A 19,985-nucleotide genomic window follows, 5' to 3' on the forward strand; every position below is an offset into this window, starting at 1 on the left:
CGCACCTCCCCCGTCGCTCGCCATGGTGGTTCCGTGCGAGCAGCGACCCGTTCACGGTACGGCGGACCCGACGTCCTCCGCCACAAGACGATCCCCGACCCCACCCCCGGCCCGGGCGAGCTGCTCGTCCGGGTCCACGCGACGACGGTCAACCGGACGGACACCGCCTACCGCTCCGGCCGGCCGTGGATCAACCGGCTCGTCTGCGGGTGGCCGCGACCGCGGGTGACGGTGCTCGGATCCGAGTACTCCGGGGTGGTCGAGGCCCTCGGCGAGGGCGTCCCGGTCCTGCACCTCGCGGCCGCCTCCCCCGTCACGCGGCGGCTGGGTCGGCGGCACGTGCGCTTCCCCTATCCCCGCGACGACAGAGGTGGCCGCCGACCTCGAGCGACTCCTCGCTAGCAGCGCGTACCGGCCGGTCGTCGATCGCACCTACGGCTTCGACGAGCTGTGCGCGGCCCACACCCACGTCGACACCGGTCGCAAGGTCGGCTCGGTCGTCGTCAGGGCACCTCAGGCCAAGCGCGCTGCCACCTGATCGAAGGTGGCCTCGTCGAAGGCGACGACCCGCACCTCCTCGACCGTGGTCCGCGCGGCCCTGATCGTCGCGACGGCAGCCGCGATCGCGTCGTCCTTGGGCCAGCCGTAGACACCGGCGCTGATGAGCGGGAAGGCCACCGAGCGCGCGCCCAGCTCGTCGGCAACCTCGAGGCTGCGCCGGTAGCAGGAGGTGAGGAGGGACCGGTCGCGTTGTCCCGCTGCGTGGTTGGGCCCGACCGTGTGGATGACCCAGCGCGAAGGGAGGTTCCCCGCGGTCGTCCACCCGGCGTCACCCGTCGCCAGGCCGTCGGGGAAGCGGGAGATGCAGTCCTCGAGGATCGCCGGGCCTCCCGCACGATGGATCGCACCGTCGACTCCCCCGCCCCCGCGCATGGCGGTGTTGGCGGCGTTGACGATCGCGTCGACCTGCTGGGTCGTGATGTCTCCCTGCACTGCGGTGAGCGTCGGCATGGGGCCAGTCTCCACCCGCTGAAGACCCGTGGAGATGTGGCGAGGTACGGGCGGAGGAGCGGGGACGAACTGCTTGGTCCCACCAGCGGGGACGAACGCATCCTTGCCATAACCCTTCCCTAGCCGGAATACTTGTGGCATGGAGTTGGATGACTACGTCCCGGTGGCCATGGCGGCGCGGCACCTCGGCCTGTCCGACCGTCGCGTCCGGCAGCTCATCGAGTCCGGCGCCCTGCCCGCCCGGAGGATGGGACACGCGCTCCTCGTCCCCGCGTCGGCCGTGGCGTCGATGAAGGTCCACCAGTCTCGTCGCCGCAGGCCCCTGTCCCCACGGTCGGCCGCGACCCTCCTTGGCGCTCTCGACGAGCTCCTCGGAGCTCCCTCTCCGTTTCTCGACGCTGCCACCGATCGCGATCGCTCACGGGCGCGGGCCCGCGCCCGCCAACTCGTCGACGATCCTGAAGCCATGGCGCTCCTGCGCGCTTGGATCCCACCTGGGGGTCGGCGTCTGGCTCTGGTCCACCTCGGATCCCCGGAAGCAGTTGCCGATGATCCGGGAGTGGCCGTGACGGGCATCAGTCACCCGTTGTCGGGGATGGCACCCGCAGGTGAGTTCGAGGGCCACGTCGCCCCCACCGAGGTCGACGACGTCGTGGCACGCCACCGGCTGGTGCCACCACCGACCGGTCAGCCGGCCAACGTCGTCCTCCATGTCGATGAGGCACCCGTGACCCCCGCCCGAGTGCTCCTCGCCCTGGCCGACTGGGCCTCGCCGCGAGAGGACGAACAAGCACTCCGGATGCTCCGCGGTGCGGCTGGCAGCGACTCATGACCGCCCTCGTCGTCGCGCCCACCCTCCTGCGCGCGCATGAGCAGTCGTGGCACGCCCTGCTGGAGCTGGCGCGGCGAGTTCCCGGCGGCTGGACGGTGATCGGAGGACAGATGATCCACCTCCACGTGTGGGAGCGAGGCGGCATCACGGCGAGGCCCACCGACGACGGCGACGCCGGGTTGGATGTGCGTGCCGATCCGGGTGTGGCTCGAAGAGTGACCGGTGCCCTCGCCGACATGGGTTTTTCTCCCCGCACCACGTCCCCCGACGGGCCACAAGTTCGGTGGACCAGGGGCGAAGCCACTGTCGACGTACTCGTCCCCGCCGCGACAGGAGCCGAGCGGCTGGATGTCGCTGGACGTCCCATCCTCGCGTCCCACGGGGTCCAGCAGGCCCTGGACCGCACGACCACTGTGACGCTTCGCGTGGGCACCGTCGAGGGCGCCGTTCCTCGACCGAGACTGGTGGGTTGCTTGGTCGCCAAGGCCGCGGCACTCGCCAACGACGACCCGCGACCAGCGCGACACCTCCACGACCTCGCCGTGCTGTTGCATCTGCTGCGGTCTCGCGATCTTGACCTCGACCCCCTGACACCACGCGACGTGCATCATCTGCACCCGGCTCTTCGGCGCTTGGACGATCCCTTCTCGGGCGTCAGCCTCACGCCAGATGCACGCGTGGCGATCGCGGTGCTCCGACAGGCTGCGCCCGGACCGTAGGGGCACTCCGTCGGACGATCCGGCGACTCACCCCCAGGCCTCCGCGTTGGCCATCACCGCGACGACCTCGTCGACCTCCCGCTGCCAGACGTCTTCGGGGACCTTGGGCAGGATGTCGTCCCACTCGACGGCGAAGGAGCCGATGACCTGGGGCAGTCGCGCCGGCCGGACCATCGCGAGGGTGTGCAGGTGGGCACTCCCGTCGCCCCACTTGCCGAGGTGGACGCGACCGGCGTTGGGCAGGGCGAGCATCGCGTTGTGCAGGCGGTGCACGAGCCGCCCCCACTCCCCCGCGAGGTCCTCGTCCATGTCGCCGAAGTCCATGTGCTCGCGGGTCTGCAACCACAACGCCAGCAGACCGCCGCGCCCCTCGCGATCGGCCGAGAGCACCCAGCGCTCGTTGCTCCAGACCACCCCCTCGTCGGGGTGGTCGCAGCGCCAGCAGTCGCCACCCCCTTCGCCGTCGCGGACGCGGTCGGCCACGGCCGGTGGGAGCAGGTCCTTGGCGACCACGCGACCACCATCGGCCACCCAGGGGAAGGCGGGCCACTCGACGAAGTCCAGCGAGGGCGCGTCGGTGCGCGTCCTCGCCAGCTCGAAGATCTCCTCGGCGCTCTGGGGCACGTCAGCTCCTCGTCAGCCGCGCATCGCGCCGAGGCGGGCCAGCAGCAGCGCCTCCGCGGTGCACACCTTTTCGAACTCGCCCAGGTGCAGCGACTCGTTGGCCCCGTGGGCGCGGGTGTCGGGGTCCTCGACGCCGGTCACGAGGATCGCGGCGTCGGGGAACTTCTCCGCAAATGCCTGGACGAAGGGGATGGACCCACCGATCCCGACGTCGACCGGGTCGTTGCCCCACGCGTCGGCGAAGGCCGCCCGCGCCTGGTCGTAGACCGGGCCCTGCGCATCGGCCGCGAAGCCCCAGCCCTGCTCGTCGAGCTCGACCTCGACGGTCGCACCCCACGGGGCGTGCTCCTGCAGGTGGCGCTGCAGCGCCTCCCACGCCTCGGCCGGGTCCTGGGTCGGGTTGAGCCGCAGGTTGATCTTGGCGCGGGCGCTCGCGGCGAGGACATTGCCCGCCTCGTCGACGGCGGGCGCGTCGATGCCGATGACCACGGCGGCCGGCTTGGTCCACAGCCGCGAGGGGATCGAGCCGGTGCCGATGAGCTCGGTGGCGTCGAGCAGCCCCGACTCCTCGCGCAGCCGCGCCTCGTCGTAGTCGATCTCGGTCGCGTCCTCGTGGACGAGCCCCTCGATCGCGACGTCACCCTGGTCGTCGTGCAGGGTCGCCATGAGCCGGCACAGCGTGGTGATCGCGTCGGGGCAGGCGCCGCCGAACATGCCGGAGTGCACGCCGTGGTCGAGGGTGCGCACGGTGACGACGGCGCGAAGGGAGCCGCGCAGGGTCGTCGTGAGCGCGGGCGTGCCGATGGCCCAGTTGAGCGAGTCCGCGAGGACGATCGCATCAGAGGTCAGGCGGTCGCCATGACGCTCGAGCAGCCGCGGCAGCGACTCGCTGGCGATCTCCTCCTCGCCCTCGACGAAGATCGTCACACCGACCGGCAGGTTGCCCGAGTGGGCGCGCAGCGCGGCGACGTGCGCCATGACGCCTGCCTTGTCGTCGGCGGCGCCGCGGCCGTAGAGGCGACCATCGCGCTCGACCGGCTCGAAGGGGTCGGAGTCCCAGTCGTCGAGGTCACCGGGCGGCTGCACGTCGTGGTGCGCGTAGAGCAGCACGGTCGGCGCGCCCTCGGGGCCGTCGACGTGCCCGATGACGGCGGGGCGTCCCCCTTCGCTCACGATCTCGACGTCGAGGCCCTCCGCGCGCAACAGCTCGGCGGTGCGCTCGGCGGAGGCCTGGACGTGGGCCTGGTCGAAGGAGTCGAGGCTGACGCTCGGGATCCGGGTGAGGTCCTCGAGGTCGGCGCGCACCTGCGGCATCAGCTCGCGCACGCGGGCGCGCAGGGTCTCGATCTGGTCTGCGGTAAGGGTGGTGTCGGTCACGCGGCAGACGCTATCGCGGACGACCGGCTCCGACCGACCGGCGCGGTGCACCTAGAGTTCTCCTCGTGTTCGGACGCAAGAAGGACGAGAAGCCCGCCTCCCCGGTGCAGGAGCGCCCCCACCGCGAGGGCGCCAAGAACCGGCCCACGCCCAAGCGGCGTGACCAGGAGGCGGCACGCAAGCGTCCCCTCGTCACCAACGACCGCAAGGCGGCCAAGAGCGCCGACCGCGAGGCCCGTCGTGAGGCCTCGATGAAGATGCGCGAGGCCATGGTCACCGGCGACGACCGGCACCTGCCCGCGCGCGACAAGGGTCCCGTGCGGCGCTTCGTCCGCGACAGCGTCGATGTGCGCTTCAACCTCGGCGAGTTGCTCCTGCCGCTCATGCTCGCGGTGCTCGTGCTCAGCCTCTTCGCCGGGACCTGGGCGACCTACGTCTTCCTCGGCGTCTACGTCCTCATCCTCATCGCCGTCGTCGACGTGTGGCTGCTGTGGCGCCGCACCAAGGTCAAGATCCTCGAGCGCTTCGGCGCCGACACCCCGCTGCGCGGCCTGGGCATGTACCAGAGCATGCGGGCCTTCCAGATGCGCCGCACGCGCATGCCCAAGCCGCAGGTCGAGCGCGGCGCGAGCCTCTGAGGCCCTCGCTCAGCCGGCCGACAGCGGCATCGGGCCGTAGACGACCTCGGCCTCGCGCAGCAGGCTGACCTGGGCCACGCCGGCGTCGGCGAGGTCCTGCCAGGACTCGGTGAACCACGCCTCGGCGTCGGCCTGCGTCGGGAAGGGCACCGAGTGCTCGGACGCCAGCGGCTGCCCCGCCTCGTCCTCGAGGCGCCAGCGGTAGGTCTCGGTGAACTCCTCGCTCATGCCTTGACCTGCACCTCGACGAAGGGGGGCTTGGTCACCGTGGCAGCGACCTCGCGGCCGCGCACGTCGATGACGACCTCGTCGCCCTCGGCGACCGACCGCTCGAGCAGCGCGAGCGCGATGCCCTGCTTGAGCGTCGGACTGAAGGTGCCGGAGGTGACCTCACCGACCTCGGCGCCGTCGACGAGCACCGCGCAGTGGCTGCGCGGGATCCCGCGGCCGGTGACGAGCAGGCCGCGCAGCAGGCGCGAGGACTTGGCCACGCGCTGGGCGACGAGCGCGTCCTTGCCCCAGAAGGACTCCTTGTCCCACCCGACGGCCCACGCCGAGCGCGCCATGACCGGCGTGATCTCGGGCGACAGGTCGTTGCCGTGGAGCGGGTAGCCCATCTCGGTGCGCAGGGTGTCGCGGGCACCGAGGCCGCAGGGCAGCCCGTCGAAGGGAGCCATGGCCTCGACGAGCGCGTCCCACAGCTCCAGGCCGGCGGCGGCCGGGGCGACGAGCTCGTAGCCGCGCTCTCCGGTGTAGCCGGTGCGGCAGACGGTGATGTCGTGCCCCTGCCACTGGGCGTCGTCGTAGGACATGTAGTCGTGGTCGACGGGCAGCCCCATCGACGTGAGCACCTCGTCGCTCTGGGGCCCCTGGACGGCGAGCACGACGTAGTCCTCGTGCAGGTCGGTGACCTCGACGCCTTCGGGCGCGGCCTCCTGGAGCATCGCGACGACGGTCGCGGTGTTGGCGGCGTTGGGGATGAGGAAGACGTCGTCGTCGCTGCGCAGGTAGGCGATGAGGTCGTCGACGACACCACCGGACTCGTTGCAGCACAACGTGTACTGCGCCTTGCCCGGGCCGATCCGGCCGAGGTCGTTGGTCAGCGTGGAGTTGACCAGCTCGGCCGCGCCGGTGCCGGAGACCCGGGCCTTGCCCAGGTGGCTGACGTCGAAGATGCCGACCCGCTCGCGCACGGCCGTGTGCTCGGCGACGACCCCGCCGCCGGGGTACTCGATGGGCATCTCCCAGCCCCCGAAGTCGGCCATCTTGGCGTTGAGCGCGACGTGGCGCTCGTGGATCGGCGAGGTGCGCAGGGCGTCACTGGCGGTCATGACCCAGACGCTACCGTCTCGGCATCCGGGATAGCCTGCCCGTGGTACATCCACCGTCCTCCCGCCCGAAAGGTGCCCTTCACGTGCCCTCGCTGATCCTCGGTTCCCGTTCCCTCGCCGCCTGGTCCGGCCGCACCCTCGTCCTGGGTGTCACCGGCTCGCAGCCGACCGCCGTCGCGAGCGCGGACCTGCCGAAGTCCGCCGCAGCGCACCTGGAGGCGGTCCTGCCGGCTCTCGAGGTGAGCACCACGGTCGGCGCCACCACCACCATCCCCGCGGTCCCCGGCCTCAAGGCCACCAAGGTCGTGCTCGTCGGGCTGGGCGAGGAGCAGGGCGAAGGGGGGACCGACTCCCTTCGTCGTGCCGCCGGCTCCGCCGTCCGCGCCGCGGGCAAGGGCTCCGTCGCCATCGCCCTCCCCCACGACGACGACGCCGACCTGGCCGCCATCGGCGAGGGCGCGCTGGCCGGTGACTACACCTTCACCGCGCACAAGTCCGCTGCGGGCGAGCAGGAGGAGCGGGAGGTCACCGTCTTCTCCTCGCTCGACCGCAAGGCCGCCCCCAAGGAGGTCCTCGAGACGGCCGCGACCATCGCGCGCAACGTCGCTTGGGCCCGCGACCTCGTCAACACCGCGCCCAACCTGCTCTACCCGCAGTCCTTCACCGAGCAGGTGCAGCAGGTGGCCAAGGCCTCCTCCGGCAAGCTCAAGGTCGAGGTGCTCGACGACAAGGCGCTCGTCGAGGGCGGCTTCGGCGGCATCGTCGGCGTCGGCCAGGGCAGCAGCCGCCCGCCGCGCATCGTCACCCTCTCCTACAGCCCGCGCGGCAAGAAGCCGCACGTCGCGCTCGTCGGCAAGGGCATCACCTTCGACACCGGCGGCGTGTGCATCAAGCCCTCCGCCAGCATGGCGACGATGAAGTCCGACATGGCCGGCGCCGCCGCCGTGGCCGCGACCGTCGTCGCCGCCGCCGAGCTCGAGCTCGACGTCGCGGTCACCGGCTACCTCTGCCTCGCCGAGAACATGCCCGGCGGCAACGCACAGCGCCCCGGTGACGTCGTCACCATGCGCAACGGCATGACCGTCGAGATCCTCGACACCGACGCCGAGGGCCGCATGGTCCTCGCCGACGGCATGTCCCTGGCCGCCGAGTCCGGCCCCGACCAGATCCTCGACGTCGCCACCCTCACCGGAGCCTGCGTCGTCGCCCTCGGCCCGCACATCTTCGGCGTCATGGGCAACGACGAGGAGCTGCGCACGGCGATCACCGAGGCCGCCGACCGCGCCGACGAGCCGAGCTGGCCGCTCCCGCTCCCGACGGCCCTGCGCGCCGGCCTCGACTCCCCCACCGCCGACATCGCCCACAAGGGCGACCGCATGGGCGGCGCCCTCACCGCGGGCCTGTTCCTGCAGGAGTTCGCCAAGGACGCCGACGGCGAGCTGATCCCCTGGGCCCACCTCGACATCGCCGGCCCCTCCTTCAACGAGGGCGGCGCCACCGGCCACCTGCCCAAGGGGGCCACCGGCGTCGCCGTCGGCACCCTCCTGGAGCACCTCGCCAACCTCGCCTGACACCCGGTCCCTGAGGAGGTCGCCCCGCGACCGTCTCGAAGGGCACCTCCGCGGGCACAGGGCTGGGGGTGGCCCTAAGAAGAAGTCCGGCCGCTGAGCATGACACGTCACGTCATGCGGGCAGCCGGACTTCTTCATGAGTCGGGCCGACCCCCACCCTGTGCCCGCTCCTCGGAGCCCTCACCTCGGGCCCGGGGCGGACCACGCCGAGCAGATACGGGGGTGGGGGTCGGCCCGACTCATGGGAAAGTCCCGACCCTGCTACGCCTCGTGAGATGCGTGCGGCAGGAGTCGGGACTTTTCCTTAGGGCCACCCCCAGCCCCCGTGTCTGCGGGCCCAGGCCCCGCGGCTGCCGACGTGGCCATGCGGACCCCTTACGCTGGGGCCGGTCCGTGACCCCGGACACACCCCCGTGCAAAGGAGCATCTCGTGGCAGACCCCGCGACCTCGACCCCCTTCGACCTCGTGATCCTCGGAGCCGGCAGCGGCGGCTATGCCTGCGCCCTGCGCGCCGCCCAGCTCGGGATGAAGGTTGCGCTCGTCGAGGAGGACAAGATCGGCGGGACCTGCCTGCACCGCGGGTGCATCCCGACCAAGGCGCTGCTGCACGCGGCCGAGCTGGCCGACGGCGCCCGCGCCGGGGCGGCGCACGGGGTTCTCACGAGCTTCGAGGGCATCGACACCGCGGCCCTGCACGCCCGCAAGGACAAGGTCGTCGGTCAGCTGTACAAGGGCCTGACGGGTCTCATCGGGCAGGCCGGCATCGAGGTCGTCGCCGGTCGTGGCCGACTCGTCGACGCCTCCACGATCTCGGTCCAGACCGCCGAGGGCGTCCGGACGGTCAGCGCGAAGACCGTGGTGCTGGCGACCGGTTCGTACGCTCGCACCCTCCCGGGCGTCGAGCTCGGCCCCCGCGTGATGACGAGCGACCAGGCGATGAACCTCGAGACGATCCCGCAGCGCGTCGCGGTCCTCGGCGGTGGCGTCATCGGCGTCGAGTTCGCGTCGATGCTGCGCAGCTTCGGCGCGGAGGTGACGGTCGTCGAGGCGCTCGACCGGATCGTCGCTGCCGAGGAGCCGTCGATCTCCAAGCACCTGACGCGTGAGTTCAAGAAGCGGGGCATCACGGCGAAGACGTCCACCCGGGTCGCCTCCGTCGAGGCCGACGACGAGCGCGCCGTGGTCCACCTCGAGGGTGGCGACGCGCTCGAGGTCGACCTCGTCCTCGTCGCCGTGGGGCGGGGCCCGCGCAGCGAGGGCCTCGGCCTCGAGGAGGCGGGGGTGACCGTCGACCGTGGCTTCGTGCCGACGGACGAACGGCTGCGGACCAGCGTCGAGGGCGTGCGTGCCGTCGGCGACCTCGTGCCCGGCCTGCAACTGGCCCACCGCGGCTTCGCCCACGGCATCTTCGTCGCCGAGGACCTCGCCGGGCTCGACCCGGCGCCGGTCGACGACGTGACGATCCCCAAGGTGACCTACTGCGACCCCGAGATCGCCTCCGTCGGGCTGGGGACGGACGCGGCGAAGGGGGCCGGTCACGACGTCGAGACCGTCACCTGTCCCTTGGGCGGCAACGGCCGCAGCATCATCCGGGGCACGACCGGGTCCGTGACCCTCGTGCGGGCCAAGGACGGTCCGGTGCTCGGCGTGCACATGGTCGGGCTCGGTGTGAGCGAGCTGATCAGCGAGGCCCAGCTGGCCGTCGGGTGGGAGGCCCACCCCGAGGACATCGCCCCCCTGGTCCACGCCCACCCGAGCCAGGGCGAGGCCTTCGGCGAGGCGGCCATGCTCGCCGCCGGGCGGCCGCTGCACGCGCACGCCTGATCCCGCGAGGGCGGCGGCGCGTCGGACGCATCCCGACGCCCGCCGTCCTAGTCTGGTCCGCACACCCTTCAGCGACCCCGGAGAGACATGAGCCCCGACCCTCGTTCACTGCCCCGCGCCGCCAAGCGCCTCACCAAGCAGACCGCAGCCAAGGTCGGCGGGGTCGACGAGGTCCGTGGCCGCCTCGACGAGACCAAGGAGCGACTGGAGCGTGCCCGTCAGGAGCGTGATCGGGCCCGTGAGCAGCGCGACGAGGCGCGCGAGCAGGTCTCCTCGCTCAAGGCCGAGGTGCGCCGGGCCGAGCAGCGTCGTGACGCCGCGAGCGAGCGTGCCAGCGGCCTCGGCTACGCCCACCGCGGGCTCCTCGCCGCCGCGGGCGGCCACCGCCTGCCGAGCGAGCTTGGTCCGGCGCCCGGCAAGGCACCCGAGGCCGAGGTCCGCAGGGAGCAGGAGCGCGAGCTGAAGTGGCTCAATACGCGCGCCAGGTTCGCCACGACGCTGGCGACCGGGCGCGGGTTCGAGGCCGCGGTGACCGACCTCGTGCGCGGCGCCCAGGGCTCGCCCCAGGTGACCGTCGCCCGGCAGATCGCCCAGTGGCTCTACGACAACGAGCCCACCCGGCAGGCGGGCGCGCTCGCGACCGGTCTCATCGCGCACCAGATGGGTCTGCCGAAGTTCGCCTGGGAGCGGCTGTCGACGCTGCCCGACGAGGTGTGGCTCGAGCACGCGCCGAGCGAGTACGTCCTCCTCGCGGGTCAGCACGACGCCACACTCGCCCGCTCGGCCGTGGAGCGCGCCCTGGCGCACACCGGGCCGCTGAGCGCGCACACGTGGCTCACCCTCACCCGGCGCGCCATGGGCCTGGGGCTGGGTGACCTGTGCACCCGTCTGGCCGAGCGCTTCGACACGGCCGCCGCCGAGGACCTCGCCGGCGGCGAGCTCTCCGAGGACGAAGCGACGGTGCTCGAGATCGACCGCACCTGGATGGCGCGCTGGGCGCCCCGCATCGCTGCCGGACCGGCCTCCCCTTCGCCCGCCGCCGAGGGCAATGTCTCGATCGGCGTCATCGGCTACGACCAGCCCGACCCGCGCAACACCTCGAGCAACATCGGGGACTACGTCCAGACCATCGCGTCGATGTCGCACCTCGTGCGGCACACCGGGGCGCGCTTCGACGACAGCGACCTCGGGCGCTTCGCCCGGGACCTGCAGGCGCGGGTCCCGGCGGACCTGCGGGTCGACTCGCCGGAGGCGCAGGTGAGCGTGCACCAGGTCGACCGCGACGCCTCGAGCTACTCACAGGTGCCCGAGGGCACCTGGATGATCGCCTTCGGCTGGTACGCCCACAAGCTCGGCGGCGTGCGCCACGACTTCCCCTTCCCGGAGCACCTGCGGCCGATCTACGTCTCCTTCCACCTCAACAAGCGGGCACTGCTCACCGACGAGACCATCGAGCACCTCAAGGCCCACGCACCGATCGGCTGCCGCGACCACTCGACCGTCGACCTGCTGCTCGGCCAGGGCATCCCGGCCTTCTTCTCCGGGTGCCTGACGACGACGGTGCGCTACGTGCGCCCCGACGAGACGCCCGCGCGGCCGGCCGATGCCCCGACCGTGTGGATCGACCTGCCCGCTCCCAAGGGGGCCCTGCGCGTGCGCAACGAGCGCCCCGACGTGCGCGCTGCCGGCATGGTCGACAACCTGCGCACGGCGCTGTCGAGCCTCGACGACTACGCGAGTGCCTACGGCAAGGTCGTCACCGGGCGACTGCACGCCTACCTGCCGGCCCGCAGCCTCGGGTGCGCCGTCGACTTCTCGCCGCGCAACCCCTCCGACATCCGCTTCGCCGGTCTGGCGCCGCTCACCGACGACGAGGTCTTCGAGATGGGCAAGGGCATCGCCGACCTGCTCGAGCCCGTCATGGCCGCGATCCTGCGCGGCGAGGACGAGGCCACCGTCCGGGAGGCGTGGACCGAGGTGACTGCCGAGCGCGTCGCCGCCGCCCGAGCTCGCCACGAGCAGGAGGTGGAGCTCCCTTCGCTCGTGGACATCGACGAGGCAGTCGCCACGATCCGCGCCGGCCGTGTCGACGTGCCGCGCACCCAGGACGCACCGGCCGGTGACGAGATGGAGATCGTCCTGGCCCTCGACGGCAACCTCAAGGACCAGTTCCTCGTCGTCGTCGACGGGCTCGTCGAGCACGCGAGCCGGCCGATCCACCTCAACGTCCTGGTCCGTGAGCACGAGCAGGCCGACTTCGACCGGGCGGCCGCGCTCTTCCCGACGGTGTCCTTCACGTGGTGGCCGTGCGACGAGGTGACCTACGGCGACATCCACGCGATGATCCCGCACATCACCGTCTCGACCATGGACCGCCTGGTGCTGCCCGAGCTGCTGACCGACGTTGACCGGGTCGTCTACCACGACATCGACGCACTGCCCGTGGCCGACATCGCCGAGCTCTACGAGACGGACCTGCAGGGCACGGCGATCGCCGCCCGCGACTCCGAGGCCAGCTCGATGCAGAGCGGCTACACCAACATCTTCAACCCCGCCTCGCTCAAGGAGCTGGCTCCGGGCATGGGGTCGGAGCTCATCCGCCGCGAGACCCGTCGGCACCGCTTCGACTTCGTCGGCTTCAACGCCGGGATCATGGTGCTCGACCTCGCCCGGATGCGCGCGGACAACTTCTGCGAGCGCTTCCTGCCGTATGCCAACAACTTCGGCATGCACGACCAGCACATCCTCAACGTCTACGTCGGCGCCGACCGGCTGAGCCTGGCCCCCGGGTGGAATGCCCGCCCCTCCCAGGAAGACGTCGTGGACCCCAAGATCATCCACTGGGCCGGCGGCCAGAAGCCGTGGGTCGACGGCTATGTCTCCTACCAGTCGTCGTGGCGCCGCCACGAGGACGAGCTGCGTCGTCGCGAGGCGGAGATCTCTGCCTCGCGACGCGGGCCCCGTGGACAACAGCACACCGACTCGTGAGAGTCTGTGACGAATCCCATCTCGATAGAAGGAGCAGAGGCGCATGTCTGAGCGGGTTGCCATGCCGGCACTGGGTGAGTCCGTGACCGAGGGCACCGTGACGCGATGGCTCAAGAACGTGGGCGACACGGTTGAGGTCGACGAGCCGCTGCTCGAGGTCTCGACCGACAAGGTCGACACCGAGATCCCGTCGCCCGTCGCGGGCACGATCCAGGAGATCCTCGTCGAGGAGGACGAGACCGTCGAGGTCGGTGCCGACCTCGCCGTCATCGGTGACGGTGACGCCCCGGCCTCCTCCGACTCGGGCGACGACTCCGCACAGGAGCCGGCCGCCGAGGAGTCTCCTGCCGAGGAGTCCGCCACCGAAGAGGCCCCTGCCGAGGAGCCCGCCACCGAGGAGCCCGCCGAGCAGGAGGCACCGGCCGCCGAGGCCTCGTCCTCGGGCGACGGCGAGGGCACCACGGTGGCCATGCCGGCCCTCGGCGAGTCCGTCACCGAGGGCACCGTCTCGCGCTGGCTCAAGGCTGAGGGTGACACGGTCGAGGTCGACGAGCCGCTGCTCGAGGTCTCGACCGACAAGGTCGACACCGAGATCCCCTCCCCCGTCGCCGGCACCCTGACCAAGATCCTCGTCCAGGAGGACGAGACCGTCGAGGTCGGCGCCGACTTGGCGATCGTCGGTGGCTCCGGTGGCGGTTCCGCCCCGGCTGCCGAGGAGCCGAAGGAGGAGCCGAAGGCCGAGGAGCCCAAGGCCGAGGAGTCGAAGGCCGAGGCCCCCAAGGAGGAGCCGAAGCAGGAGGCGCCCAAGGAGGAGCCCAAGGCCGAGGCCCCCAAGGAGGAGCCGAAGCAGGAGGCGCCCAAGGAGGCCCCGAAGCAGGAGGCGCCCGCCGCCTCCGGTGGTGACGCCGCCGCCTACGTGACCCCGCTGGTGCGCAAGCTCGCCGCCGACAACGGCATCGACCTCTCGCAGGTCGAGGGCACCGGCATCGGCGGCCGCATCCGCAAGCAGGACGTGCTCGACGCCGCCAAGGCGAAGAACCAGCCGCAGGAGGCTGCTGCTCCGGCCGCTGCCGCTCCGGCTGCGGCTCCCGCTGCTGCGGCTCCCGCGGGCGTCCCGGCCGGTCTGGAGTCCAACGTCCCGCAGTCCAAGCGCGGCACCCGCGAGAAGATGACCCGCCTGCGCAAGGTCATCGCCGAGCGGATGGTCGAGTCGCTGCAGGTCTCCGCCCAGCTGACGACGGTCGTCGAGGTCGACATGACCAAGGTGGCTCGCGTGCGCGACGCCGCGAAGGCCGACTTCGCCCAGCGGGAGGGCACCAAGCTCTCCTTCCTGCCCTTCATCGCCCAGGCCACGGCCGAGGCCCTGAAGGCGCACCCGGGCATCAACGCCAGCGTCGAGGGCGATGAGATCGTCTACCACGGTCAGGAGAACCTCTCGATCGCGGTCGACACCGAGCGCGGCCTGCTCACGCCGGTCGTCAAGAACGCCGGTGACCTCAACGTCGCCGGTCTCGCCCGGGCGATCGCCGACGTCGCCGACCGCACACGCAACAACAAGATCACGCCGGACGACCTGTCGGGCGGGACCTTCACCATCACCAACACCGGCAGCCGGGGTGCGCTCTTCGACACCCCGATCCTCAACCAGCCGCAGGTCGCGATGCTCGGCACCGGCGCCATCGTGCGTCGCCCGGTCGTCATCACGACCGACGACGGTGGGGAGACGCTGGCGATCCGGTCGATGATGTACCTGGCCCTCACCTACGACCACCGGGTCGTCGACGGCGCCGACGCGGCCCGCTTCCTCGGGACCGTCAAGGCCCGTCTGGAGGAAGGCCGCTTCGAGGCCTGAGATGACCTCACGACAACAGCGCGTCGCCATCACCGGAGCATCCGGGCTGATCGGCGGCGCGCTGTCGTCGTCTCTGGAGGCTGACGGCCACGAGGTGGTCCACCTCGTGCGACGCCTGCCGAAGGGGGACCACGAACGTCCGTGGGACCCGTCGCGTCGGCAGCTGGACCCGGCGGTCCTCGCCGACGTCGACACCGTCGTGCACCTCGCGGGCGCCGGTGTCGGCGACCGACGCTGGACCCCGACCTACAAGATGCTCATCCGCACCTCACGGGTGCACGGGACGGACCTCGTCGCCCGCGTCGTGGCCGCCGGCGCCGGACCGACCCGGCTCGTGACCGCGTCGGCCGTCGGCTTCTACGGCGACCGGGGCGACGAGGTGCTGACCGAGGCCTCTGCCCCCGGCCGCTCCTACCTCGCCGGTGTCGTGCGCGACTGGGAGGCGGCGGCCGCCCCGGCCCGCGCAGCCGGGGTCCCCGTGGCCCACGCGCGCACCGGCATCGTCCTGGCGACACATGGCGGGGCGTTCGTGCCCATGCTGCGCGTCGGCCGGCTGGGGCTCGGCGGGCCACTGGGCTCGGGCCGTCAGTGGACGCCGTGGATCTCGCTCGACGACGTCGTGGGTGCCTACACGCGCCTCGTCGAGGACGCCTCGATCGTCGGCCCGGTCAACCTCGCCGCGCCCCACCCCGTCCGCCAGCGCCACCTGGCGCGTGAGATCGGGCGGCGGCTGCACCGGCCCGCGATCGTGCCGGCCCCCCGGGCCGCGATGCGGGTGGCGCTCGGCCAGTTCGCCGACGAGGCGCTGGCCTCAGCCCGTGTGCTGCCGCAGCGGTTGCAGGAGCTCGGCTTCGAGCATCGGCACCGGGTCGTCGAGGACGCTCTCGACGACCTCATCGCCTGACCCGGGTCGCACCGCTCACGGCCCGTCGGGTGCCCGCACGTCGCGCACCCGCCACCGCTGACCGTCCCAGGCCAGGACGAGGTCAGCCTGCTGACCCCGCCGGGCCGGGCGCTGCTGCCGCGACCCGTCGCGGGCCACGACCTCGTAGGCGCTCTCGTCGACGACGGTGCTCAGCACCGCGGTCGAGCCGCTCGTGCGCTGCAGGCTGGCCGTGCGCACGGTCATCTCGACGCCGCGGTAGCGGTGCCCGCTCGACTCGAGGCTCTCGATGAGCTCGTGGTCGCGCACGGCGGCCGGCGACCCCGGCTCGTCGAGCGCTCGGAGCACCACGGGGTCGAGGTCGGTGACGACGGACTGGCGCATCGAGGTCAGCTCCTGGGCCAGACGCACCGGTGCCTCGCGCGGTGCGCCGCGGTCGGTGAGCACCTGCTGGCCCGAGGGAGAGGTGACGGCGGCGGTCGACGGGGCGGCACCCCCTTCGTCATCGGCGGCAGCCAGCTGGCGCCACGGGACGACGACCGCGAGGGCCAGCGTCAGCGCGACCACGACGGCAGCGGCGACCCGGCGACCACCCGGCGTCTCGGCCGCCGATCGGGCGATCGCCCGGGTCTGCGAGGCCTCGTGGTCGACGGTGAGGTCCACTGGCTCGTCACGGCGACGTGGCGCCGCGTGACGACCCCGACGCGAGGACGCCGGCGGGACCTCGACATCGCTGTCGACGGGCGGTCGTCGCTGCCACCACCGGCGGCGGGGCTCGGGCTCGCCGGCGGAGGCCAGCTCGAGCTGCCACCGCGGTGTCTCGACCGCGTCCTGGGCGGCGGCCTCGCGGATGCGCCGTGTCAGACCCGAGGCGACGTCGCCGGGAGAGGTCATGCGCAGGGGTTGGGCGACGGCCGCGTCGAAGACCGCGACCGCCACCTCGTCGGCCTCCGGTCGGGCCGCCGGGTCACCGGCAAGGCAGGACTCGACGGCCTCGACCAGCTCGGCGTCGCCGGCCAGGTGCGAGCGCAGGTCGAGCCGGTCGGCGACGTGCCCGGGAGGAGCCCCGACGAGGCAGAGCCAGGCGAGCGCCCCGAGCGCGTGGACGTCACTCGCCCGGGTGGGCTCCTCGCCGTCGAGGACCTCTGGGGCGACGTAGCCGTCGGTGCCGTGCACGTCGCCGGGGGCTTCCCCGGTGAGGCGGGAGAAGCCCAGGTCCGCGAGGACGGGACGACCGGTGCTGTCGAGCAGGACATTGCCCGGGCTGAGGTCACCGTGGACGACACCGAGATCGTGCAGGCCCGCGAGGGCGCGCGCGATCGGGGCGATGACGGTGACCGTCTCCCCCGGCGTCAGGTGCCCGCGCTGGGCCACGACCTGACCGAGGCTGCCGCCCGAGAGCAGCTCGAGGACGAGCGCGGTCGCTGGACCGTCGTCAGTGTCGACGTCGAGGACCTCGTGGAGGGTGACGACGTGCTCGTCAGCCGCGTGCTGGAGCAGCGTCCACTCACGCAGCGCGTCGTCGTCGGCCCCACCCCGCAGCAGCTTGACCGCCACCAGCTCGTCGTCGACCTCGCGCCGGGCCCGCCAAACCGTCGACGTCGAGCCGGTCCCGAGCAGGCGGGTCAGGCGGTAGCCGGGGACCTGGGGCGGGATCTCGTCCATGCGCCCCAGCCTGTCCCAGATCGCCGGTCCGGCCGCCGAGATATCCACAGGGTGCCGCGGCGTAGGCTGGCGGCCATGCGTTTCGAGGAGCTCGGCTTCGCGCCAGACACCGTCGACTACCTGACCGCGTGGGAGCACCAGAAGCGGGTCCATGCGGCCGTCGTCGCCGGCGAGCTCGAGGACACGACCCTGCTGCTCGAGCACACGGCCGTCTACACCGCCGGCAAGCGCACCGAGCCCCGCGAGCGACCGATGGACGGCACGCCCGTCATCGACGTCGACCGCGGCGGCAAGATCACCTGGCACGGCCCAGGCCAGCTCGTCGGCTACCCGATCGCCCACCTGCCGGGCCGACGTGACGTCATCGCCCACGTGCGCCGTCTCGAGGAGATGATGATCCGGGTCGCCGCCGACGTCGGCGTCACCGCGACCCGGGTACCGGGGCGCTCGGGCATCTGGGTGCCCGGCATCGACGGTGCCCGCGACCGCAAGCTCGGCCAGATCGGCATCCGCGTCTCGCGCGACGTCGCCATGCACGGCTTCAGCCTCAACGTCGACTGCGACCTGTCGTGGACGCAGACGATCGTCCCCTGCGGCATCCCCGATGCCGACGTCTCCACACTGGCCCTCGAAACCGGTCGCGAGATCACGGTGGCCGACATCCTCCCTTCGGCCAGAGCCCACCTGCTCGAGGTGATGACCGAGGACCTGCCCCTGACCACGGGGGCTGCATCGGCACAGCGGGTGGAGGCGTAGTCTGGAGTGACTCCGGACACCACCGGGGTCACCGAGATTGCCAGGAGAGCTGCGTGACCGTCGCACCCGAAGGACGTCGTCTGCTGCGCGTCGAGGCGCGCAACGCCGAGACCCCGATCGAGCGCAAGCCGGAGTGGATCCGGACCACCGCCAAAATGGGCCCCGAGTACAACCAGATGCGTGGCCGCGTCAGTGGCGCCGGCCTGCACACGGTCTGCCAGGAGGCCGGCTGCCCCAACATCTTCGAATGCTGGGAGGACCGCGAGGCGACCTTCCTCATCGGCGGTGACGTGTGCACCCGCCGCTGCGACTTCTGCGACATCGCGACCGGCCGCCCGACGAGCCTCGACATGGACGAGCCGCGCCGCGTCGCCGAGTCCGTCCAGGAGATGGGCCTGCGCTACTCCACCGTCACGGGCGTCGCCCGCGACGACCAGCCCGACGGTGCCGCCGCGCTCTACGCCGAGACGATCCGACAGATCCACGCCCTCAACCCCCACACCGGCGTGGAGATCCTCCCGCCCGACTTCGGCGCCAAGCCGGAGCTCGTCGGCCAGGTCTTCGACGCCCGCCCCGAGGTCTTCGCCCACAACCTCGAGACCGTGCCGCGCATCTTCCGCAAGATCCGGCCCGCCTTCACCTACGAGAAGTCGCTCAAGGTGCTGTCCATGGCCCGCGAGGCCGAGCTGGTCACCAAGTCCAACCTCATCCTCGGGATGGGCGAGGAGGACCACGAGATCGAGGAGGCGATCCGCGACCTGCACGAGGCGGGCTGCGACATCCTCACGATCACCCAGTACCTGCGCCCCTCCAAGCTGCACCACCCGATCGACCGGTGGGTCAAGCCCGAGGAGTTCGTCCACTGGAGCGAGCTCGCCGAGGGGATCGGCTTCAAGGGCGTCATGGCCGGGCCGCTCGTGCGCTCGAGCTACCGTGCCGGACGGCTCTACGCGACCGCGATGCGCAAGTGGGGTCGGCCGATCCCCGAGCACCTCTCGCACCTCTCCGAGGCCATCGACGAGCCGGCCCGCCAGGAGGCGGCCACGCTCGTCGCCACGTCGCGCGCCCAGGCGATCCTCGACCAGCCGGCCACCGGCACCGAGGGCTGACCGGGGCACCCAGCGAGAGCAACTAGACTCTCTCCTCATGGCCAAGAAGAGCGACCAGCCCGCCAAGCCGAAGCGCGAGAACCCCTTCAAGCGGATCGCCTCGGTCTACAGGACGATCAAGGCGATCGACCCCCAGGTCACCCTGTGGATGCTCCTCGCCTTCGTCGTCGTGCTCGGCGTCGGCACGCTCATCGGCCTGCTCGTCGGCCACGTCATCCTCGCCCTGATCGTGGCGATCCCCTTCGCGCTGCTCGCGGCGATGATCGTGCTCTCCCGTCGCGGTGAGCGCGCGGCCTTCGCCCAGATGGAGGGCCAGCGTGGCGCCTCCATCGGCGGCCTGTCGGCGCTGCGTCGCGGCTGGTACTACGACCAGGAGCCGGTCGCCGCCGACGCGACAAAGCCCAGCGAGATCAACACCGCCGCCGTGGTCTTCCGCGCCCTCGGTCGCCCGGGCATCGTCCTGCTCGGCGAGGGGCCCAAGCACCGGGTCGACAAGCTCTTCGTCAAGGAGACCAAGAAGGTCTCGCGGGTCGCCCCCGGTGTCCCCGTGCACACCTTCATCGTCGGCACCGGTGAGGGCGAGCTGCCCCCGCGCAAGATCCGCATGACGCTGACCAAACTGCGCCCGGCGCTGTCCAAGGAGGAGATGTCGGTCGTCAACAAGCGGCTGAAGTCCCTCCCCGGCATCCGTCAGGGCGTCCCGGCCGGCGTCGACCCGAGCCGTGCCCGGATGAACCGCAGCGCCCTGCGCGGCCGCTGACCCACCCGCGGCGCCGGCCCGCGGCGCCACCACCGTCGACCCTC

At 72.1% G+C, this 19,985-nt stretch carries 19 protein-coding genes; 13 read left to right on the forward strand and 6 right to left on the reverse strand.

The window, feature by feature from the left end; genetic code table 11:
• The first annotated feature begins 33 nt into the window (after window positions 1-33).
• Window positions 34-402 carry a quinone oxidoreductase family protein gene (locus B9B60_RS07090; RefSeq protein WP_084450486.1) on the forward strand — a complete coding sequence of 123 codons (369 nt, stop codon included), beginning with the start codon at window positions 34-36 and terminating at the stop codon, window positions 400-402.
• Window positions 371-538 (forward strand): zinc-binding dehydrogenase, encoded by a 168-nt coding sequence (locus tag B9B60_RS07095; RefSeq protein WP_159451168.1) that lies wholly within the window; start codon window positions 371-373, stop codon window positions 536-538. The genes B9B60_RS07090 and B9B60_RS07095 overlap by 32 nt, the downstream gene beginning before the upstream one ends.
• Here B9B60_RS07095 and B9B60_RS07100 read toward each other — a convergent pair.
• The gene (locus B9B60_RS07100; protein WP_084450488.1) at window positions 514-1,011 is read right to left on the reverse strand and encodes an O-acetyl-ADP-ribose deacetylase; all 498 of its coding nucleotides are present in this window, start codon (window positions 1,009-1,011) and stop codon (window positions 514-516) included. The genes B9B60_RS07095 and B9B60_RS07100 overlap by 25 nt on opposite strands.
• Window positions 1,012-1,576: 565 nt before the next feature.
• On the opposite strand from B9B60_RS07100, the gene B9B60_RS16850 reads away from it, so the two are divergent.
• On the forward strand, window positions 1,577-1,843 hold the full coding sequence (locus tag B9B60_RS16850) for a hypothetical protein (protein WP_143445478.1): 267 nt from the start codon (window positions 1,577-1,579) through the stop codon (window positions 1,841-1,843).
• The gene (locus tag B9B60_RS07110) at window positions 1,840-2,562 is read left to right on the forward strand and encodes a hypothetical protein (RefSeq protein ID WP_084450490.1); all 723 of its coding nucleotides are present in this window, start codon (window positions 1,840-1,842) and stop codon (window positions 2,560-2,562) included. Before B9B60_RS16850 ends, B9B60_RS07110 begins: the two co-directional genes overlap by 4 nt.
• A 27-nt stretch (window positions 2,563-2,589) precedes the next feature.
• Here the strand turns inward: B9B60_RS07110 and B9B60_RS07115 are convergent, their stop codons facing one another.
• On the reverse strand, window positions 2,590-3,186 hold the full coding sequence (locus B9B60_RS07115; protein WP_084450491.1) for a hypothetical protein: 597 nt from the start codon (window positions 3,184-3,186) through the stop codon (window positions 2,590-2,592).
• 12 nt (window positions 3,187-3,198) lie between these two features.
• Window positions 3,199-4,563, reverse strand: coding sequence for a dipeptidase (locus B9B60_RS07120; protein WP_143445479.1), 1,365 nt, complete (start codon window positions 4,561-4,563; stop codon window positions 3,199-3,201).
• Between the two features lie 65 nt (window positions 4,564-4,628).
• Between B9B60_RS07120 and B9B60_RS07125 the strand changes: the two genes are divergently transcribed.
• Entirely contained in the window at window positions 4,629-5,201 is a 573-nt protein-coding gene (locus B9B60_RS07125; RefSeq protein ID WP_084450493.1) for a DUF3043 domain-containing protein, read from the forward strand.
• 9 nt (window positions 5,202-5,210) lie between these two features.
• Here B9B60_RS07125 and B9B60_RS07130 read toward each other — a convergent pair whose 3' ends face one another.
• Complete coding sequence (locus tag B9B60_RS07130) at window positions 5,211-5,429, reverse strand: hypothetical protein (protein ID WP_072624385.1); 219 nt, start codon at window positions 5,427-5,429, stop codon at window positions 5,211-5,213.
• A complete protein-coding gene (gcvT, locus tag B9B60_RS07135; protein ID WP_084450494.1) occupies window positions 5,426-6,532 on the reverse strand; it encodes a glycine cleavage system aminomethyltransferase GcvT in 1,107 nt (368 codons plus the stop codon). The genes B9B60_RS07130 and gcvT overlap by 4 nt, the downstream gene beginning before the upstream one ends.
• An 83-nt stretch (window positions 6,533-6,615) precedes the next feature.
• On the opposite strand from gcvT, the gene B9B60_RS07140 reads away from it, so the two are divergent.
• From B9B60_RS07140 to B9B60_RS07160, 5 genes are all read left to right on the forward strand, one after another.
• Window positions 6,616-8,103, forward strand: coding sequence for a leucyl aminopeptidase (locus B9B60_RS07140; RefSeq protein WP_084450495.1), 1,488 nt, complete (start codon window positions 6,616-6,618; stop codon window positions 8,101-8,103).
• Between the two features lie 430 nt (window positions 8,104-8,533).
• Window positions 8,534-9,928 (forward strand): dihydrolipoyl dehydrogenase, encoded by a 1,395-nt coding sequence (gene lpdA, locus B9B60_RS07145; protein ID WP_084450496.1) that lies wholly within the window; start codon window positions 8,534-8,536, stop codon window positions 9,926-9,928.
• 87 nt (window positions 9,929-10,015) lie between these two features.
• The gene (locus B9B60_RS07150) at window positions 10,016-12,916 is read left to right on the forward strand and encodes a glycosyltransferase (RefSeq protein WP_084450497.1); all 2,901 of its coding nucleotides are present in this window, start codon (window positions 10,016-10,018) and stop codon (window positions 12,914-12,916) included.
• Between the two features lie 43 nt (window positions 12,917-12,959).
• Window positions 12,960-14,768 carry a 2-oxoglutarate dehydrogenase, E2 component, dihydrolipoamide succinyltransferase gene (sucB, locus tag B9B60_RS07155; RefSeq protein ID WP_084450498.1) on the forward strand — a complete coding sequence of 603 codons (1,809 nt, stop codon included), beginning with the start codon at window positions 12,960-12,962 and terminating at the stop codon, window positions 14,766-14,768.
• Between the two features lies 1 nt (window position 14,769).
• Entirely contained in the window at window positions 14,770-15,672 is a 903-nt protein-coding gene (locus B9B60_RS07160; protein ID WP_084450499.1) for a TIGR01777 family oxidoreductase, read from the forward strand.
• A gap of 15 nt (window positions 15,673-15,687) precedes the next feature.
• Here the strand turns inward: B9B60_RS07160 and B9B60_RS07165 are convergent, their stop codons facing one another.
• Window positions 15,688-17,316, reverse strand: coding sequence for a serine/threonine-protein kinase (locus B9B60_RS07165; RefSeq protein ID WP_159451169.1), 1,629 nt, complete (start codon window positions 17,314-17,316; stop codon window positions 15,688-15,690).
• Between the two features lie 75 nt (window positions 17,317-17,391).
• On the opposite strand from B9B60_RS07165, the gene lipB reads away from it, so the two are divergent.
• From lipB to B9B60_RS07180, 3 genes are read left to right on the forward strand one after another with little or no spacing between them, the layout of a single operon-like run.
• Window positions 17,392-18,072 (forward strand): lipoyl(octanoyl) transferase LipB, encoded by a 681-nt coding sequence (gene lipB / locus B9B60_RS07170; protein ID WP_084450746.1) that lies wholly within the window; start codon window positions 17,392-17,394, stop codon window positions 18,070-18,072.
• A gap of 53 nt (window positions 18,073-18,125) precedes the next feature.
• Complete coding sequence (gene lipA, locus B9B60_RS07175; protein ID WP_084450501.1) at window positions 18,126-19,181, forward strand: lipoyl synthase; 1,056 nt, start codon at window positions 18,126-18,128, stop codon at window positions 19,179-19,181.
• Between the two features lie 37 nt (window positions 19,182-19,218).
• Window positions 19,219-19,941: a DUF4191 domain-containing protein gene (locus B9B60_RS07180; RefSeq protein WP_084450502.1), complete on the forward strand. Its 723-nt coding sequence runs from the start codon at window positions 19,219-19,221 to the stop codon at window positions 19,939-19,941.
• Window positions 19,942-19,985 lie beyond the last annotated feature (44 nt).

This window comes from Janibacter indicus (assembly GCF_900176385.1).
GTDB classification, from domain to species: Bacteria; Actinomycetota; Actinomycetes; order Actinomycetales; family Dermatophilaceae; genus Janibacter; species Janibacter indicus.

Bases quoted from the DNA above. Each gene is read 5' to 3' on its own strand.
- B9B60_RS07100 (WP_084450488.1), bottom strand. From the start codon at position 1,011: ATGCCGACGCTCACCGCAGTGCAGGGAGACATCACGACCCAGCAGGTC.
- B9B60_RS07110 (WP_084450490.1), top strand. From the start codon at position 1,840: ATGACCGCCCTCGTCGTCGCGCCCACCCTCCTGCGCGCGCATGAGCAG.
- B9B60_RS07130 (WP_072624385.1), bottom strand. From the start codon at position 5,429: ATGAGCGAGGAGTTCACCGAGACCTACCGCTGGCGCCTCGAGGACGAG.
- gcvT (WP_084450494.1), bottom strand. From the start codon at position 6,532: ATGACCGCCAGTGACGCCCTGCGCACCTCGCCGATCCACGAGCGCCAC.
- B9B60_RS07150 (WP_084450497.1), top strand. From the start codon at position 10,016: ATGAGCCCCGACCCTCGTTCACTGCCCCGCGCCGCCAAGCGCCTCACC.
- sucB (WP_084450498.1), top strand. From the start codon at position 12,960: ATGTCTGAGCGGGTTGCCATGCCGGCACTGGGTGAGTCCGTGACCGAG.
- B9B60_RS07160 (WP_084450499.1), top strand. From the start codon at position 14,770: ATGACCTCACGACAACAGCGCGTCGCCATCACCGGAGCATCCGGGCTG.
- B9B60_RS07165 (WP_159451169.1), bottom strand. From the start codon at position 17,316: ATGGACGAGATCCCGCCCCAGGTCCCCGGCTACCGCCTGACCCGCCTG.
- lipB (WP_084450746.1), top strand. From the start codon at position 17,392: ATGCGTTTCGAGGAGCTCGGCTTCGCGCCAGACACCGTCGACTACCTG.
- B9B60_RS07180 (WP_084450502.1), top strand. From the start codon at position 19,219: ATGGCCAAGAAGAGCGACCAGCCCGCCAAGCCGAAGCGCGAGAACCCC.